Origin of the sequence: Micromonospora sp. NPDC049366 (assembly GCF_044466625.1) — a bacterium.
GTDB lineage: Bacteria > Actinomycetota > Actinomycetes > Mycobacteriales > Micromonosporaceae > Micromonospora.
Genome location: NZ_JBITMV010000006.1, coordinates 1 through 15,788, shown reverse-complemented (window position 1 = coordinate 15,788; position 15,788 = coordinate 1). Strand labels below are relative to the sequence as shown.

Annotated in this window: 16 protein-coding genes and 2 tRNA genes; 15 read left to right on the top strand and 3 right to left on the bottom strand. The window is 71.0% G+C overall.

Features of this window, described 5'->3' with window-relative positions:
* Nucleotides 1-31 precede the first annotated feature (31 nt).
* From ACIBTV_RS10765 to ACIBTV_RS10750, 4 genes are all read left to right on the top strand, one after another.
* Complete coding sequence (locus ACIBTV_RS10765; protein ID WP_396704011.1) at nt 32-634, top strand: disulfide bond formation protein DsbA; 603 nt, start codon at nt 32-34, stop codon at nt 632-634.
* Nucleotides 635-792: 158 nt separating this feature from the next.
* Nucleotides 793-1,125, top strand: coding sequence for a hypothetical protein (locus tag ACIBTV_RS10760; RefSeq protein ID WP_396703796.1), 333 nt, complete (start codon nt 793-795; stop codon nt 1,123-1,125).
* 121 nt (nt 1,126-1,246) lie between these two features.
* A complete protein-coding gene (locus ACIBTV_RS10755) occupies nt 1,247-2,446 on the top strand; it encodes a DUF1015 family protein (protein WP_396703795.1) in 1,200 nt (399 codons plus the stop codon).
* 94 nt (nt 2,447-2,540) lie between these two features.
* Nucleotides 2,541-3,008 (top strand): ribose-5-phosphate isomerase, encoded by a 468-nt coding sequence (locus tag ACIBTV_RS10750; RefSeq protein ID WP_396703794.1) that lies wholly within the window; start codon nt 2,541-2,543, stop codon nt 3,006-3,008.
* Nucleotides 3,009-3,037: 29 nt separating this feature from the next.
* On the opposite strand, the gene ACIBTV_RS10745 is transcribed toward ACIBTV_RS10750, so the two are convergent.
* On the bottom strand, nt 3,038-3,367 hold the full coding sequence (locus tag ACIBTV_RS10745) for a hypothetical protein (protein WP_396703793.1): 330 nt from the start codon (nt 3,365-3,367) through the stop codon (nt 3,038-3,040).
* A gap of 210 nt (nt 3,368-3,577) precedes the next feature.
* On the opposite strand from ACIBTV_RS10745, the gene ACIBTV_RS10740 reads away from it, so the two are divergent.
* The 5 genes from ACIBTV_RS10740 (at nt 3,578) to ACIBTV_RS10720 (ending at nt 8,701) form a co-directional block, all read left to right on the top strand.
* Nucleotides 3,578-4,144 (top strand): hypothetical protein, encoded by a 567-nt coding sequence (locus ACIBTV_RS10740; RefSeq protein ID WP_396703792.1) that lies wholly within the window; start codon nt 3,578-3,580, stop codon nt 4,142-4,144.
* 476 nt (nt 4,145-4,620) lie between these two features.
* The gene (locus ACIBTV_RS10735; protein ID WP_396703791.1) at nt 4,621-5,664 is read left to right on the top strand and encodes an L-dopachrome tautomerase-related protein; all 1,044 of its coding nucleotides are present in this window, start codon (nt 4,621-4,623) and stop codon (nt 5,662-5,664) included.
* A 774-nt stretch (nt 5,665-6,438) separates the two neighbouring features.
* On the top strand, nt 6,439-6,786 hold the full coding sequence (locus tag ACIBTV_RS10730) for a hypothetical protein (RefSeq protein ID WP_396703790.1): 348 nt from the start codon (nt 6,439-6,441) through the stop codon (nt 6,784-6,786).
* A 328-nt stretch (nt 6,787-7,114) separates the two neighbouring features.
* A complete protein-coding gene (locus tag ACIBTV_RS10725) occupies nt 7,115-7,702 on the top strand; it encodes a tyrosine-type recombinase/integrase (RefSeq protein WP_396703789.1) in 588 nt (195 codons plus the stop codon).
* A 66-nt stretch (nt 7,703-7,768) separates the two neighbouring features.
* On the top strand, nt 7,769-8,701 hold the full coding sequence (locus tag ACIBTV_RS10720) for a hypothetical protein (RefSeq protein WP_396703788.1): 933 nt from the start codon (nt 7,769-7,771) through the stop codon (nt 8,699-8,701).
* A gap of 129 nt (nt 8,702-8,830) precedes the next feature.
* Here the strand turns inward: ACIBTV_RS10720 and ACIBTV_RS10715 are convergent.
* Nucleotides 8,831-8,904: transfer RNA gene (locus ACIBTV_RS10715), tRNA-Gly, on the bottom strand.
* A gap of 319 nt (nt 8,905-9,223) precedes the next feature.
* Between ACIBTV_RS10715 and ACIBTV_RS10710 the strand changes: the two genes are divergently transcribed.
* From ACIBTV_RS10710 to ACIBTV_RS10685, 6 genes are all read left to right on the top strand, one after another.
* Nucleotides 9,224-9,297 (top strand) — tRNA-Pro (locus ACIBTV_RS10710).
* A 143-nt stretch (nt 9,298-9,440) separates the two neighbouring features.
* Nucleotides 9,441-10,793 (top strand): trigger factor, encoded by a 1,353-nt coding sequence (gene tig / locus ACIBTV_RS10705; RefSeq protein ID WP_396703787.1) that lies wholly within the window; start codon nt 9,441-9,443, stop codon nt 10,791-10,793.
* Between the two features lie 174 nt (nt 10,794-10,967).
* Nucleotides 10,968-11,609, top strand: a complete 642-nt coding sequence (locus ACIBTV_RS10700; RefSeq protein WP_091595840.1) for an ATP-dependent Clp protease proteolytic subunit — start codon at nt 10,968-10,970, stop codon at nt 11,607-11,609.
* 10 nt (nt 11,610-11,619) lie between these two features.
* Nucleotides 11,620-12,282: an ATP-dependent Clp protease proteolytic subunit gene (locus tag ACIBTV_RS10695; protein WP_396703786.1), complete on the top strand. Its 663-nt coding sequence runs from the start codon at nt 11,620-11,622 to the stop codon at nt 12,280-12,282.
* 209 nt (nt 12,283-12,491) lie between these two features.
* Nucleotides 12,492-13,787, top strand: a complete 1,296-nt coding sequence (gene clpX / locus ACIBTV_RS10690) for an ATP-dependent Clp protease ATP-binding subunit ClpX (protein ID WP_091595844.1) — start codon at nt 12,492-12,494, stop codon at nt 13,785-13,787.
* Nucleotides 13,788-13,894: 107 nt separating this feature from the next.
* Nucleotides 13,895-14,692, top strand: a complete 798-nt coding sequence (locus ACIBTV_RS10685; RefSeq protein ID WP_396703785.1) for a carbon-nitrogen hydrolase family protein — start codon at nt 13,895-13,897, stop codon at nt 14,690-14,692.
* Nucleotides 14,693-14,711: 19 nt separating this feature from the next.
* Here the strand turns inward: ACIBTV_RS10685 and ACIBTV_RS10680 are convergent, their stop codons facing one another.
* Nucleotides 14,712-14,933, bottom strand: a complete 222-nt coding sequence (locus tag ACIBTV_RS10680) for a hypothetical protein (RefSeq protein ID WP_396703784.1) — start codon at nt 14,931-14,933, stop codon at nt 14,712-14,714.
* Between the last annotated feature and the right edge of the window lie 855 nt (nt 14,934-15,788).

Below are 15,788 nucleotides of genomic sequence, written 5' to 3'. Positions count from 1 at the left end.
CCGCACCGTGACCGATCGTGTCACCGTCGACATGTGGTTCGATCCGGCCTGCCCGTGGGCCTGGATAGCCTCCCGCTGGCTGCTCGAGGTCGAGCAGGTCCGTGACCTGGATGTCCGTTTCCACGTGATGAGTCTCGCCGTGCTCAACGAGGGCCGGGACGAGCTACCGGAGCAGTACCGGGAGTTCCTCCGCACCGCCTGGGGCCCGGTCCGGATCTGCATCGCGGCAGAGCAGCGCTACGGCACGGACGCCCTGCGTCCGCTCTACACCGCGCTCGGCACCCGGATCCACCTCGGCAAGGAGGAGCGGGGTCAGGAGCTGTACGTCGCCGCGCTGACCGAAGCCGGCCTGGACCCGGCGCTCGCCGCCGCGGCCGACAGCACCGAGTACGACGAGGCCCTGCGGGCCAGCCACGAGGCGGGCATGCGGCCGGTCGGGCAGGACGTCGGCACCCCCGTCATCCACGCGCCCGGCCCGGACGGCAAGCCTGTCGCGTTCTTCGGACCGGTGATCACGCCGGCGCCGAAGGGGGAGGCCGCCGGACGGCTCTGGGACGGCGTCCTGCTGGTCGCCGGCACCCCGGGCTTCTACGAGCTGAAGCGGACCCGCGAGCAGGGGCCGATCTTCGACTGATCCGGGCGGTGGCCCCGGCGCCGGTGGGTCCCGGGGCCGGGGCAACCGTTGTTAACACCGTGCCGGGGCCCGTCACCGGGGCGCTGTCGATGTCGTTTTGCCGGATGTCCGCCGCAGCGATTCGCAAACCGCAACCTGCAGCTCGTGGAGGCATCCCGATGGCCAAGCACCGCCTCGTGTCCGGTGACGATCCGCTGACCCGGGAGGAGGCGGCCGACACACCGGCGTACTGGTCGGTCGACGACTCCCGCTGGCCCACCCTCCGGCCCGACCTTCCCTCGGACGTCGCGGACCTGCTCGCCCCGCCGATCGTGGTGGGGGTGGCCCGGGTGGCGCCCACGTCGCGGCTGACCCCGCCCGGTGCCGTCGCCGCCCCGGTCCGGCGCACGCTGCCCAGCCCCGCCGTCGGGCCCGCCCCGGCGCCGACGCCGGCCGCCGTCGGCCCGGTGCCCAGCGGACGACACCGCCGCCCGGCCGAACGGACCAGCTGATCGTGGCGACGGCCGCCGGGCCGTCGCTGCCACCGGTGGGCGACGGTTGTCGCTTTCACCTGGTGGACGGCGGCCCGGGTCCGCGTCCCGGTCAGCCGCGGCGACGGTAGCGTCAGCGGGCATGACGGTCGTGCATCCGATCGCCCGGGCCTGGATCACCACTGGCGGCACCGGCGCGCAGAACTACGACGAGTTCGCCGACGACGCGGAGATCACCGCGATCATCGAGGCGAACCCGCACAGTGCCCTCGGCATCGAGATGCCGCACCGGGCCCCGGAGAGCCTCGGGAAGTCGTTCCTCGACGCCCTGCCCGACGCGGTGGCGCGCCTCGGCGAGGCCAAGGCCGACGGCAGCTACACCCCCGCCGAGCAGGTGGTGGTGCTCTACCGGATCAGCGCGCCGGGGGAGGAGCCGGCCTACGGCCTCTTCGCCATGGTCGACACCGACCAGATCTCCACCCGGGCCGACGAGCCCGGCCTGGTGATCCGCAACGAGGACGTCTTCATCGCCAAGGTGCGCGAGCGGGTCGCCCTGGCCGATGCCCTCGGGCACCTGCTCTCACCGGTGCTGCTGCTCCAGACCGGGCAGGGCGAGCAACTGCACGAGGCCCTCGCCGCCGCGGTCGAGGCGGCCGGCGCACCCGCGGCCACCGACACCGACCAGGCCGGGCGTACGCACGCCATCTGGCTGGTCGGCCCCGGCCCGCGGCAGGACGAGCTGACCGCGCTCGCCGGAGGCGGGGAGCTGGTGGTCGCCGACGGCAACCACCGCAGCCTCGCCGCCCAGACCGGCGACCTGCCGCGCTTCCTGGCGGTCGTCACCACGCCCGCCTCGGTCGCCATCCAGCCCTACAACCGGCTGGTCAGCGAGCTGACCACGACCGGCGCCGACCTGCTCGACCGGCTCGCCGCGGCCGGCGCGCGGATCACCCCGATCGACGGCCCGGTGGAGGTCCCGGCGACCGGTGGCACCGTCCACCTCCGGCTCCCCGGCCAGGGGTACGCGGTGACGCTGCCCCCCGTCGACGGCGGCCGGCTGGAGAACCTCGACCACGCCCTGGTCGAGCGGCTGCTGCTGCGCGACGCGCTCGGCCTCGACCCGGGCGACAAGCGCATCACGTACGTCGGCGGTGACTACCCGGCGAGCTGGCTCACCGGCGAGGTCGACGCCGGCCGGGCCGAGCTGGCCGTCCTGATCGCCCCGGTGACCGTGGACGACTTCGTCGCGGTGAACCTGGCCCGGGAGAAGATGCCGCGCAAGAGCACCTGGTTCACCCCGAAGGCGCGCGGCGGCCTGGTCGTCGCCGAACTCACCCGCTGACCGGACGGGCCCGCCGTCCGGGTGCTGTGACGAAATCACCTCGGTGACGCGGCCGAAGCGGCACACCGGGCGGCGGCCTGACAGACTTCGCGGTATGCGCGTCTACCTGGGATCCGACCACGCCGGCTACGAGTTGAAGGTGCACCTCGCCAACTACCTGGCCAAGCACGACCACGAGGTGGTGGACGTCGGTCCGCACGTCTTCGACCCGGACGACGACTACCCGGCTTTCTGCCTGAACACGGGTGCCCGGGTGGTGGCCGACCAGGGCAGCCTCGGCGTGGTCATCGGCGGCTCCGGCAACGGGGAGCAGATCGCCGCGAACAAGATCGATGGGGTGCGGGCGGCGCTGGCCTGGAGCCTCGAGACGGCCCAGCTCGCCCGCGAGCACAACGACGCGAACATCGTGGCGATCGGCGCCCGCCAGCACACCCTGGACGAGGCGACCGCGATCGTCGAGGTGTTCCTCAGCACGCCGTTCTCCGGCAACGAGCGGCACGCGCGGCGGATCATCCAGGTCGCCGAGTACGAGCAGAGCCGGGAGCTGCCGCCGCTGCCCTGACCGGGGCGGAGTTCCGCGTCGCCGGGTGTTCAGCGCGGGGAGCGGGGCAGCTCCTCGCGCGGCACCCAGTTGCGTCGTACGACGACCACCCGCGCCTCGGCCTCCGCCAGGTCCTCGTCGGTCGGCCGGCTCGCGTCGCGGGCCCGCAGGGCGGCGCTCAGCCCGACCTGTGAGGAGCCCGATCCGACCAGCCCGCGCAGCCCCCGCTCCCCGTCCCGGTCATCACCGGCCGGGCCGCGTCGGCGGGGCGGCTCCCCGTCGTGAACCCCGGCGGTGCTGGCCGACGGGCCCTCGGTCCGTCCCGCGACGTCCCCCTCCGGATGCCGCATCCGCCGCCGTCGTCGCTCCGCGTCGCCCATACCCCGACCGTACCGCCGCCCCCTGGCCGCCGGCTCGCCGTGGCCCGGTCCGCGGCGTTGGTGACACGGTGGGGTCGGCGACCGGTTTGCGCCGTGGCTACGCTCGGGTCTGGGACGGCCGCCGGATCGGGCCGGTTCCGGGCGGCCCGCCGACCGGGCCGGGTTCCGGACGGCTGCCGGATCGAGCCGTCGGCAGGGGGAGGAAACGAGATGTCGGACCAGACGCAGCCCTGGGCGGAGCGCACCGTCGAGGTGCCGCCGCAGTCCGGTGCGGGCGTGCCACAGTCCGGTGTCGGGGTGCCGCCGCAACGGGACGGGTTCCGCCGGGGCGTGGCCCAGGTGGGGCAGCCACGGGAGCGGCGCACCGAGCCGTTCCCCACGGTCGACCAGGAGCCGACCGGCACCGGCTGGCCGGACGCGCCGGCGCCGCGCCGTCCGCTGAGCTGGCACGTCGCCCAGTTGAAGCGCGGCGGCGAGTGGAGCACCGCGGGCGGGTTGTTCGCCTTCGTCTGCTGGGGGATCTGGGCGATCTCCGGCGAGGGTGACCTGACCGGGCCCTTCCTGATCTTCGTGCTGAGCCTGCTGGTGGCGGTCGGCCTCTTCGCGCTGTCCCGCCTCGTCGGGCGGGTCGTCATCGAGCGGCAGATGGGCCGCGTACGCCGCAGCGCCCGCGGCGCCCACCTGGTCACGGCCGTGTTTTTGGCCGGCCTGGGCGTCGCCTGGCTCCAGCAGACCGAGTGGGTCGTCTCCGCCTGGAACTGGATCAGCAACAACTGACGCCCCGCCGCGGGCCGCTGCGACTCCCCGGCCTCCCGGGGCTGAGCGGGTGTGACCGGGCGACGGTGGCCGGGCGGTACGCCGGGCGGGCGGCGTCGCCCGCCGGCGTACCGGTCGCGGGATGCCGCGACCCCGGTCGTTCTCCCACCAGGATGCGGCTTCTTACCCGGCGGTCCACGGTTCATCCGCGCAGCCAGGCACCCGGCTGCGGGTGCGCGACCGGGTTGGCCGCCCGACCTCCGTGGAGTCGGGCTGACCGCCGCCCCCCGACACCCCGACGTCCGGAAAGTCGAGTCGATCACGGTGCTGGCGGCCCGAGGACGACGGGCCGGCCGGCAGGTTGGGTCAGCGCTTGCCGGTGGACTCGATGTCACCGGTTCTCCAGTTCGGCGCATGGATCGATGACTGTCGGGCCGTGGCGGCGTTTCGTGGCGGGCGGAGAGGGAACGCGGAGGCCCCGCCGGAAGGAGGCGCAGATGCCGGACCTGCCCAGCCGGGAGGATCCGCGCCTGACCCGGGTCGTCGCCAACGATCGCATCTGCACCGGTGTCACCACCGTCGACGGGCGCATCTTCGTGAGCTTCCCCGGCGCGGACGAGCCCGGTGTGCAGGTCGCCGAGGCGTTGCCCGACGGGCGGCGGAGACCCTGGCCGGACACCGCCTGGAACGCCGTCCGCGACGACCCTTCGCCGGACGGGACGTACGTGCACGTCAACGGCCTACGCACCGGCCCGGACGGACAGCTGTGGATCATCGACTCGGGCGCGCCGGAGCTGGGCCGGCCGCAGGTGCCCGGCGGCGCCCGGCTGATCGTCGTCGACCCGGGCTCGGGCGAGGTGACCCGGATCCACGACCTCGGCGCGGCGGTGCGGGAGACCAGCTACCTCGACGACGTGCGGTTCAACGGCGACACGGCCTACCTGACCGACGCCGGCGCGCCGGGGCTGATCGTGCTCGACTTGACGTCTGGCCAGGCCCGCCGGGTGCTCGACGGCCATCCGAGCACGGTCGGCGCGCGGCTGATGGCCGACGGCGAGGTGCTGCACGACCCGGACGGCGCCGAGATCGTCCTGCACGCCGACCAGTTGGAGGTGTCGCCGGACGGGCGGTACCTGTACTACCAGCCGGCCTCGGGCGGGCTGTCCCGCGTCGAGACGCGCTGGCTCGACGACTCGACGGTCGCGCCGGAGACGGTGGCCGCGCACGTCGAACGCTGGTTGGAAACGCCGACGACCGGCGGCACCGCCATCGACGCGGCGGGCACGATCTACCTCAGCGACGTCGAGTGCCGACGGGTCCTCACCATCTCCCCGGATCGTGAGGTCGCGACGCTGGTCGCCGACCCGCGCCTGATCTGGGTGGACGCCATGTGGATCGACAGCGACGGTGACCTGTGGCTGCCCGCCGCGCAGCTGCACCGGACGCCGGGCCTCTCCGGCGGCACCGGCCGGGTCGACTACCCGGTCTGGATCTACCGGATGAGCATCGGCACGGGCCCGGCGCCGAACGACCACGCCTGAACGCCACCGCCACCGGCCCGGCCCGGCCCGGCCCGGCCCGCTATGGTCGCCCGATGCCTGAGCTGATCGCGCCGACCGTCCGTCTCCACGCAGCCTGGCAGCCTGGCGGGAGGCGCACGCCGAGTGGGGCCCCGGCACGCACGAGGACGGGTTCGGGCTGCGGCCGTCCGACGACACGCGGTCAGCGGCCGGGTTCGCGGCCTGGGTGGGCCGGCTGGCCGCCGCGTCGGAGCCGCGCGACGGCACAGCGAGGTGCGCGTTCCGGTGGATCGTCGAGGACGACCGGGTGCTCGGCGGGATCGCGCTGCGGTTCGGACCCGACGACGTGGTGCGGCGGATCGGCCAACTTCCGGGCCATCGCCGAGTCCGTACGCGAGGTCGCCGACCTCGACCGCGGGTAGACCGCGGTCATGGCGACGCCCGGTCAAGCATGATCGACTCCGGATCCTTGAAGTCGGGGTATCCGAGGCGGCCGGATACCGCGCTTGCACTGACCTCGAGTGGATCACGTGGCGAAGGCCCAGGTGCCGCGATCATGCGGTCCGCCTGGGCCTTCGTGGGTGGAGCGGGCGACGGGAATCGAACCCGCACCGTCAGTTTGGAAGAGCGTGCTCAACCGGCCGTGATGTCCGAAACGCCTGCGACCGGCGGCAGAGCCGAATGCCGCTCGTGCCCGCTCATGACCGGTGTGCGCCACGGTTACTGGCCCGTGGATGGCCATCACGGCCTCCGGCTGCGCCTGCACGTCTGGTCTTGGAATGCGACGATGCCACGGTGAGCGACTACGCTGACCGGATCGATCAGGGCGCATACGTCAATGATCCGATCGTGGAGGTCTACCGCGATAACCCGGCCGACGCCCTCTGCGTGCCCGAGCGAGTGTTCTGGCGCTTGTCACACGTGGCGAAGGGCTACGAGTTGCACCTGTTGCCGCTGCTCGGAGGTTCCGATCCAGTCCGGCTGAACCGACCCATGATTCAAACGCTGGTCGACGAGCTGCGTTTCGTGGCTGACCGACTCGATGACCCCGTTGTGGAGCTGTGGGGCGCCCAACTACTCAAGGCCGCTCAGACGGCCTTGTGGCAACCGGGCGACACGCACCTCACCGTGGAAGGCGAATGAGGCTCCAAGGATTTCCTCGCAGGTATCCGCGAGACCGCCGCCACGCTGCTCCCATCCCCCGCATAGGTGCCAAACACTGCGACGCCCGGTCGGGGTCAAGGGTGGCCGGAGGCCATCGGCTTGCCGACGCGCAGCGCCCTTGACGCCGGCCGGGTGGCGTAGAGGATCCGGCATCCTGGGGGATGGGCACGTCCTGGTCGTCATCGTCGTCGAACCGCGGGCAGCGCCCACGAGAGTTCGGGGGCAAGCAGCTCTGCTGCGCGGCAGCCGATCGCCCCGACCTCGACGGAGAGCAGTATCGGCGGCGATCGTCCCGCCTCAGCCGTTCATGCCCTTGATTCTGTCCGCCAGCGTGGCCGGCCGGCCCGGCCGATGCCGGCCGGAGGTCGCCAGCAGGCCGGGGCCGGGCCGGCGCGGCCCGCTTGCGGGCCGCCTTGACGCCGGCACGGTCCGCGTCACCCGCAAGCTCGCCGCGCTGCGGAGTCACCTGGAATTCGGGCCACCCAAGTCGGCCGCCGGGGTCCGGGTCGTCGCCCTGCCCGCCGCCGCAGTGGAGACCCTGCGAGCGCATCTGGCCGAGTTCACCGCCTCCGACGCAGACGCCCTGGTCTTCACCGGCGATAAGGGCGCGCTCCTGCGATCCGGCAACTTCGGCCGGGCGGTCAAGTGGCCCCGGACGGTCGCAGCGCTCGGGCTGCCCGGCTTCCACTTCCACGACCTGCGGCACACCGGGAACACCCTCGCCGCAGCCTCTGGCGCGAGCACTCGCGAGCTGATGCAGCGGATGGGGCACGCGAGCATGCGGGCGGCATTGATCTACCAGCACGCGACCAGCGAGCGGGACCGCGAAATCGCCTCGGCCATGGACCGGCGGATCGTTCGGCAGATCCGGCGCAAGGGCGGCCAGCGCAGCTAGGCAGCCGGAGCCAGTAGTCTGCTCGCCCGTCGACCACCGCCGCGGCTTCGAAGGATGGTGATAGGCGTGACTCCACTACCGGTAGACCTCCAGCTGGACGTGGACGGATCGGCTAGCGACCTGAGTGAGGTGGCGTACGAGTGGCTGGCCGGGGTGTCGGCGCGGTTGCTGCCGGACGAGCGGCAGCAGCTGGCACCCCTCCCCGCCCGTGTCACGAAGGGACTGGGGGAGCCAGGTTCCCTCTTCGGCGTGCTCGCGGTATCGCGCGGAGGGATCACCGCTCCTGCGAAGATGGCGGAGCGCAACTGCTCCGCTTCTGGGCTGTCCTGGCTGAGGAAGGAACTGGCCGACCTCCCGGACATGGCGGTCCTTGATATCGGCGTCTTCGACGAGATGGGGCACCGGGGCAAGCGACTGCTGATGCTCGTTGTTCGCCGTCATCCGGTTTCGCCCCAGTGGCTCCGGCTGTCGGTGCTGGAAAGTGACGAGGGGCTCGACGGATCGGCCGAGAGCTTGCGGTTGCAGCAGGGGTGGCTGGAGACGCTTCGCACTTACGCGGAGAGGTGGGATCCAGGGTTTGGCCACATCTCCTATGGCCACGGACTCGGCGCGACGGCGCTGGAGGACTGTTTGCCGCCCCGTGTCTACCCTCCAGAGCAGCGTGAGCCCGAGCACACGGTGGCCGAGTGCCGGCGGTACCTGCGGGGATACTCGTGGTTGACGATTGTCCCGAAGGAGCTGGCCGCGCAACTCGGCGGCCAAGTGGCGGTGACGGAGACGGGTGCCTTCAGCCGGGTGGACGCCCTGGCCGGTGGCGCACTGTGGCTTCAGGCCACGGAGCGATTCGAGGAGTTTCACGACGATGCCGTGACACGCGTCTTCGGCGCTCTCGCCCCGGTGCTGCGGCCGGGCCTGCCCGTTGAGATCCCCCGGTATCGGGGTCAGTCCCCTCACCTGCTGGTCTTCGAGGACGCAGCCGAACGTGCCGGGAAGCGGTAGCGCGCTCGGAGTGGCGAGCGCCGGAGCGAGCGTGTAATGGCCCACGGATGGCCCGCAAGATCGAAGCGGCGGAGTGCCCGACCGGTCCAGGACCGGGCCACAGCGCCTCTGACCTGGGCCGGGGGCCGGTGGAGCGGGCGACGGGAATCGAACCCGCACCGTCAGTTTGGAAGACTGAAGCTCTGCCATTGAGCTACGCCCGCGTGCGCCCGGGACGGACCTGGACGCGCCGACAGCGTACCCGGTCCCGTCGTGCCCCGCGCAGCCGCGTGCCGGCCCGCCACGCCGGGAAGGTGCCCAAGATCCGCGCACTTGCAGGGAAATAGTGCCCTCCGAAGTGCGGGGAGACCACTATTCCCATGGAAGTGCGCCCGCCACCCGCCCTCGCGGCCGGCGGCGCGGGGAGGGGTGGTGGCGGGCGGGGGAGTGGCCTCGGTGATCGGGCTCGGGCGGCGCGAAGTGTCGGGTTGGCCGTGCCAGTCGCCCGGGCCGGGGCGCGACGGCATACACTCTTCGTCGCCACGGGGTGTGGCGCAGCTTGGTAGCGCACTCGCTTTGGGAGCGAGGGGCCGTGGGTTCAAATCCCGCCACCCCGACTGTCGTCCGCGGCCGGGTCGTCCCGGGTGCCGCCGTTTCCCGCGCGGTTCCCGGGCGCTGCCGGAGCGCCCGGTCGGCTCGCCTACACTCGATGGGCTGAATCACGCCCAGACTCAACTGAGATCCGTCAAGGAGTACGCCTGTGAAGAGCACCGTCGAGACTCTGAGCCCGACGCGCGTGCGGCTCGCCATCGAGGTGCCGTTCGTCGAGCTCGAGCCGAGCCTCAGGAAGGCGTACCGGGAGATCGGGCAGCAGGTCCAGGTTCCCGGCTTCCGCAAGGGCAAGGTGCCGTCCGCCGTCATCGACCAGCGGGTGGGCCGGGGCACCGTCCTCAACGAGGCGGTGCAGGAGGCCATCCCGCAGAACATCCTCGCCGCGGTCCGCGAGCACGACCTGAAGACGCTCGGTCGTCCGGAGGTCGAGATCACCGAGTTCAACGACGGTGACTCGCTCAACTTCACCGCCGAGGTCGACGTCCGCCCGGAGATCACCCTGCCTGACCTGTCGACGGTCGAGGTGACCGTGGACGAGCTGCAGATCGACGAGAGCGAGATCGACGAGCAGGTCAAGAACCTGCGGGAGCGGTTCGCGACCCTCAAGACCGTCGAGCGGGCCGCCCAGGAGGGCGACTACGTCCAGATCGACCTCAACGCCACCGTCGACGGCGAGGACGTGCCGGGTGGCTCGGCTAGCAACATCTCGCACGAGGTCGGAAGCAAGCAGCTCCTGCCGGGCCTGGACGAGGCCGTGGTGGGCCTGGCCGCGAACGAGAGCACGACCTTCAGCACCCAGCTCGTCGGCGGCGACTTCGCCGGCCGGGACGCCGAGGTGGCCGTGACCGTGCGTACGGTCAAGGAGAAGGAGCTGCCGGAGCTCAACGACGAGTTCGCCCAGATGGCGAGCGAGTTCGACACCATGGAGGAGCTCCGCAACGACCTGCGCGAGCGGGTCACCCGCGGCAAGCAGGTCGAGCAGATCTACGCCGCCCGGGACAAGGCCCTGGAGCAGCTGGTCGCCGCCGCCGAGGTGCCGGCGCCGGAGGGCGTCGTCCGCGAGGAGGTCGACAGCCGCAAGCAGGCCATGATCGACCAGCTGGAGCGGATCGGCGCGACCCTGGAGGACTACCTCGCCTCGGAGGAGAAGACCGAGGAGCAGATCGACGCCGAGCTGGTCGAGGCGGCGACCGAGGGTGTCAAGATCCAGCTGCTGCTGGACACCCTGGCCGACGCCGAGGACGTCCAGGTCTCGGACGACGAGTTCGGCCACGAGATCGTGCACCGCGCCCAGCGCGCCGGGATGGCCCCGCAGCAGTACTACGACCAGCTGGTGCGCTCGGGTTCCGCCCCCGCCGTCTTCGGTGACGTCCGGCGCGGCAAGGCGCTCGCCTCGGTGATGGAGCGGATCACGATCAAGGACGCCGCCGGCAACGAGGTGAGCCTCGACGCGCTGCGCGCCGCCAACGAGGCCGAGCACCACCACGACCACGAGCACTGATCCTCGAAGGGTGAGGCCGCCGTCAGCCGCTCGCGGCTGACGGCGGCCAAAACCCTTTTCCGGGTACGTCCCGAGGGTGGCTGCGCTGTAAGCGAACAGTGTCACGACCGGGACTCTGCCGCCCGGCCGAGCGGTTAGTGTCGGGTAGGACGGTACGGAGAGCGAAGGGCTGCCATGACCGACATGCACATCCCAGCGAAGCCGCTCCGGGCGATCGATGCCCGAGGTGGCGACACCATTGGCAACCTCGACGACTCGGTCTACAACCGGTTGCTCAAGGAGCGCATCATCTTCCTGGGCAGCGAGGTGACCGACCAGGTCGCCAACCGCATCTGCGCGCAGCTGCTGCTGCTCGCCGCGGAGGACCCGGACCGCGACATCAACCTCTGGATCAACTCGCCGGGTGGCTCGGTCTACTCCGGCATGGCGATCTACGACACGATGCAGTTCATCGACAACGACGTGTCCACCGTGGCGATGGGCATGGCGGCCTCCATGGGCCAGCTGCTGCTCTGCGCGGGCACCAAGGGCAAGCGTTACGCCCTGCCGCACGCGCGGATCATGATGCACCAGCCGTCGGGCGGTGTGGGCGGCACGGCCGCCGACATCGCGATCCAGGCGGAACAGATGCTCTACACGAAGCGGATGTTCCAGGAGCGGGTGGCGCACCACACCGGCCAGTCGCCGACCCAGATCGAGGCCGACTCGGACCGCGACCGTTGGTTCACCGCCCAGGAGGCCGTGGACTACGGCTTCATCGACAAGGTCATCACCGGAGCCACCCAGGTTCCGGAAGGTGCCGGGACCCTGAGCTGAGGAGCTGACGATGACTGACCTGAGTTTGCCGCCCCAGTTCGCGGCCGTGCACAACCGCTACGTGCTGCCGTCGTTCGTCGAGCGCACGTCGTACGGGGTCAAGGAGTCGAACCCGTACAACAAGCTCTTCGAGGACCGGATCATCTTCCTCGGCGTGCAGGTGGACGACGCGTCGGCCAACGACGTGATGGCCCAGCTGCTGACGCTCGAGGGCACCGACCCGGACCGCGACATCATCATGTACATCAACTCGCCGGGTGGTTCGTTCACCGCCATGACGGCGATCTACGACACCATGCAGTACGTCCGGCCGGACATCCAGACGGTCTGCCTGGGCCAGGCGGCGAGCGCGGCCGCGGTGCTGCTCGCGGCCGGCACGCCGGGCAAGCGGATGGCCCTGCCGAACTCGCGGATCATCATCCACCAGCCGGCCACCGAGGGCGGCTACGGGCAGGGCTCGGACATCGAGATCCAGGCCCGGGAGATCCTGCGGATGCGGACGCAGCTGGAGGAGATGCTCTCCCGCCACTGCAACCAGCCGGTCGAGAAGGTCCGCAAGGACATCGACCGCGACAAGATCATGACGGCCGAGGAGTCCCGCGAGTACGGGCTGGTCGACACGATCCTGACCAGCCGCAAGAAGGGTCTGCTGGCCGCCAACGCGGCCAGCTGAGCAGTGCCGGGTCGGAGGTCGGCCGGGGCGATGATCCCGGCCGACCTCTGACACACCCGTTTTGGGGGTCGGAGAAAGCTCTCGCAGCGGGTAACGTCGGGTCTGTACCGCTTCGCTGGGTCGGACCGGCGTGGTGAACGAGACGGGCGGGGCATAGCCGCCGCAGGTCATGGCCGGGTCCCCGGCCGGTGGATGCAGGGAGAACGTAGGTGGCACGGATCGGTGACGGCGGCGACCTACTCAAGTGCTCCTTCTGCGGCAAGTCGCAGAAGCAGGTCAAGAAGCTCATCGCGGGCCCCGGGGTCTACATCTGCGACGAGTGCATCGATCTCTGCAACGAGATCATCGAAGAGGAGCTGGCCGAGTCCGGCGAGGTGAAGTGGGAAGAGCTTCCCAAGCCGATGGAGATCTGCCAGTTCCTCGACAACTACGTGGTGGGGCAGGACCAGGCCAAGAAGGCGCTCGCTGTCGCGGTCTACAACCACTACAAGCGGATCCAGGCCGAGACGGCCGGCGGGTCGGGCTCCGGTGGCGACGCCGTCGAGCTGGCCAAGTCCAACATCCTGCTGCTCGGCCCCACCGGGTGCGGCAAGACCCACCTGGCGCAGACGCTGGCCCGGATGCTGAACGTCCCGTTCGCGATCGCCGATGCGACGGCGCTCACCGAGGCCGGCTACGTCGGCGAGGACGTGGAGAACATCCTCCTCAAGCTCATCCAGGCCGCCGACTACGACATCAAGCGCGCCGAGACGGGCATCATCTACATCGACGAGGTCGACAAGATCGCCCGCAAGTCGGAGAACCCGTCGATCACACGCGACGTGTCCGGCGAGGGTGTCCAGCAGGCGCTGCTCAAGATGCTGGAAGGCACGGTGGCCAACGTGCCGCCGCAGGGCGGGCGGAAACACCCGCACCAGGAGTTCATCCAGATCGACACCACGAACGTGTTGTTCATCTGCGGCGGTGCCTTCGCCGGCCTGGATCAGATCATCGAGGCGCGCACCGGGCACGGCGGCACCGGCTTCGGCGCCCGGCTCCGGGCCGTCTCCGAGCGCTCCACCGACGACATCTTCAGCCAGGTGATGCCGGAGGACATGCTCAAGTTCGGGCTCATCCCCGAGTTCATCGGTCGGCTCCCGGTGATCACGAGCGTGCGCAGCCTGGACCGTCAGGCGTTGGTCCGGATCCTCACCGAGCCCCGCAACGCGCTGGTCCGGCAATACCAGCGCCTCTTCGAGCTGGACGGCGTCGAGCTGGAGTTCGAGCCGCCGGCGCTGGAGGCGATCGCCGACCAGGCCATGCTGCGCGGCACGGGCGCCCGCGGCCTCCGCGCGATCATGGAAGAGGTCCTGCTCTCCGTGATGTACGAGGTGCCGAGCAACCCTGACGCCGCACGGGTGCTGATCACCCGCGAGGTCGTCCTGGAGAACGTCAACCCGACCATCGTGCCCCGCGAGTTCACGGGCCGCCGTGCCCGGCGGGACCGCGAGGAGAAGTCGGCCTGACCCGCCGCCCGCCGTGCCCCGGCCTACGGCATCGCCGCGCTGGGGCACGGCGCACGGCAGCCGCTCATCCCTGTTCCGGCGTCCGCTGTCCCCGTACGCTGAGAAGCATGCGCGTCGCCGTCTGCCAGCTGAACGCCCGCGATGACCGCAAGGCGAACCTCGCCGCCGCGGAGGCGCTGCTGGAACGTGCCGCCGCCGGCGGCGCGGACCTCGCGGTCCTCCCGGAGTACGTCGACTACCTCGGTCCGGGCGCGGGCATGCCGGAGCCGGAGCCCGTCGACGGGGAGGTCGGTCAGTTCTTCGCGGCGGCCGCCCGCCGGCTGGGGATGTGGCTCGTCGCCGGGTCCTTCCACGAGGTCGGCCCCGACCCGCAGCACACCTTCAACACCTCGCTGGTCTTCGACCGCACGGGCACCCTCGCCGCCAGCTATCGCAAGATCCACTTGTACGACGTGGAGATCCCCGGCCGGGTCTCGTACCGGGAGTCGGCGACGGTCGCCCCGGGGGAGCAGCCGGTGACGGTGAGCGTGGAGGGCGTCCGGGTCGGCCTGTCGATCTGCTACGACCTGCGCTTCCCGGAGCTCTACCGGCGGCTCGCCGCCGAGGGCGGCGCCCAGGTGCTCGTGGTGCCGGCCGCGTTCATGATGCACACCGGGCGCGACCACTGGGAGGTGTTGTTGCGCGCCCGGGCGATCGAGAACCAGTGCTACGTCCTGGCCGCCGGTCAGATCGGCGACCACGAGCCGGGGCGGACCTGCTACGGCCGCAGCATGGTCGTCGACCCGTGGGGGACCGTGGTCGCCCAGATGCCGGACGAGCCCGGGGTCGCGTACGCGGACCTGGACCTGGACCGGCTGGCGACGATCCGCGCGGAGCTGCCCAGCCTGGCCAACCGGCGGCTCTGACTCCCAGTAGCTCTGACTCTCAGCCCTGCAGCAGCACGCCCACGAGCGCGAAGCCGGCGATCGCGGCGGCGGTGACCAGCAGGGCTGTCGTCATCCGGGACCGTCCGCGGCGTGCGAGCCGACCCACCGAGAGCACGACGACGACGAGCACGAACGCGCCGATGACCAGCTGCCAGAACGGCTGGAGCAGCCCGAGCAGCGCCTCCTCGGCGACGAGTACCGCCGGCGCGTCGTCATCCATGCCAGACACTCTGGCACGCCCGAGCCCTGTGCGCTGCCGTGCGACGCGGCAGGATTCGCCACCGGCCACCGCCCGCAGCGGGTGCGCCGACCGTTGCCACCACAACCGGCCCCTGGAGCTGTGCCATCCCCGGTTGGGGAGCGGTCACCGCTCTGCTGCGGTGGCGCCGATTCATGAGCCGTCCCGACTGGACGAGCGTGGACGGACATGCGGGTGCGTTTGAGGGGCGCCGAGTCGCGTGAGTGGACGGACGAGCGGACCCCGGTGAGTGGAAGCGGGCGCCGGCGGCTCTGCCGCTCGTGAATATGCCCAGCTCCCGGGCCTGTAGCCAACGGTGGAGCCGCCTTCGGAAAGCCAATGATCACCGTTGATTTGCCTTCTGGGGGCTGTCCGCGTAACTTTCTCTCTGCACGCGGGAGGCCGGACAAACCGGCCGACAACGGGCGCCAGGATCGCGGTGGTGACACCGACGAGACTGAGACGGGCGGTGCGACACGCTCCGGGGAATCCGGGGTTGCGATCGCGAAGCCGACCGGGTAGAGTTTCGAAGCCGGCAGGAGCCGGGCGGATGGCCGCGAAGCGGCGATCGGCCGGTCTGCGGTTTCCCACGACAACAACGACCGCCGATTATCGGCGTGCGTCGACGTGGGTCCGACCAAACTCTTGATCACCTCCTCACCGAGGTTGACCACGAAGTTCGAGTCGGGTAGGTTGGAGAGGTTGCCCCGAAAAGGGGCCCCGCAGTGCGGGGTTGCTGATCGGTGTGTGGTTGTTCTTTGAGAACTCAACAGGGTGCTTGATAAGCCAGTGCCAAATTGATTTATACCCCGGACTGGTCGGGCTTTTGTCTGGCTG

Coding starts and splice junctions, on each gene's coding strand:
- ACIBTV_RS10765 (WP_396704011.1), top strand. CDS start 32: ATGTGGTTCGATCCGGCCTGCCCGTGGGCCTGGATAGCCTCCCGCTGG.
- ACIBTV_RS10760 (WP_396703796.1), top strand. CDS start 793: ATGGCCAAGCACCGCCTCGTGTCCGGTGACGATCCGCTGACCCGGGAG.
- ACIBTV_RS10755 (WP_396703795.1), top strand. CDS start 1,247: ATGACGGTCGTGCATCCGATCGCCCGGGCCTGGATCACCACTGGCGGC.
- ACIBTV_RS10750 (WP_396703794.1), top strand. CDS start 2,541: ATGCGCGTCTACCTGGGATCCGACCACGCCGGCTACGAGTTGAAGGTG.
- ACIBTV_RS10745 (WP_396703793.1), bottom strand. CDS start 3,367: ATGGGCGACGCGGAGCGACGACGGCGGCGGATGCGGCATCCGGAGGGG.
- ACIBTV_RS10740 (WP_396703792.1), top strand. CDS start 3,578: ATGTCGGACCAGACGCAGCCCTGGGCGGAGCGCACCGTCGAGGTGCCG.
- ACIBTV_RS10735 (WP_396703791.1), top strand. CDS start 4,621: ATGCCGGACCTGCCCAGCCGGGAGGATCCGCGCCTGACCCGGGTCGTC.
- ACIBTV_RS10725 (WP_396703789.1), top strand. CDS start 7,115: ATGCCCTTGATTCTGTCCGCCAGCGTGGCCGGCCGGCCCGGCCGATGC.
- ACIBTV_RS10700 (WP_091595840.1), top strand. CDS start 10,968: ATGACCGACATGCACATCCCAGCGAAGCCGCTCCGGGCGATCGATGCC.
- ACIBTV_RS10695 (WP_396703786.1), top strand. CDS start 11,620: ATGACTGACCTGAGTTTGCCGCCCCAGTTCGCGGCCGTGCACAACCGC.
- ACIBTV_RS10685 (WP_396703785.1), top strand. CDS start 13,895: ATGCGCGTCGCCGTCTGCCAGCTGAACGCCCGCGATGACCGCAAGGCG.
- ACIBTV_RS10680 (WP_396703784.1), bottom strand. CDS start 14,933: ATGGATGACGACGCGCCGGCGGTACTCGTCGCCGAGGAGGCGCTGCTC.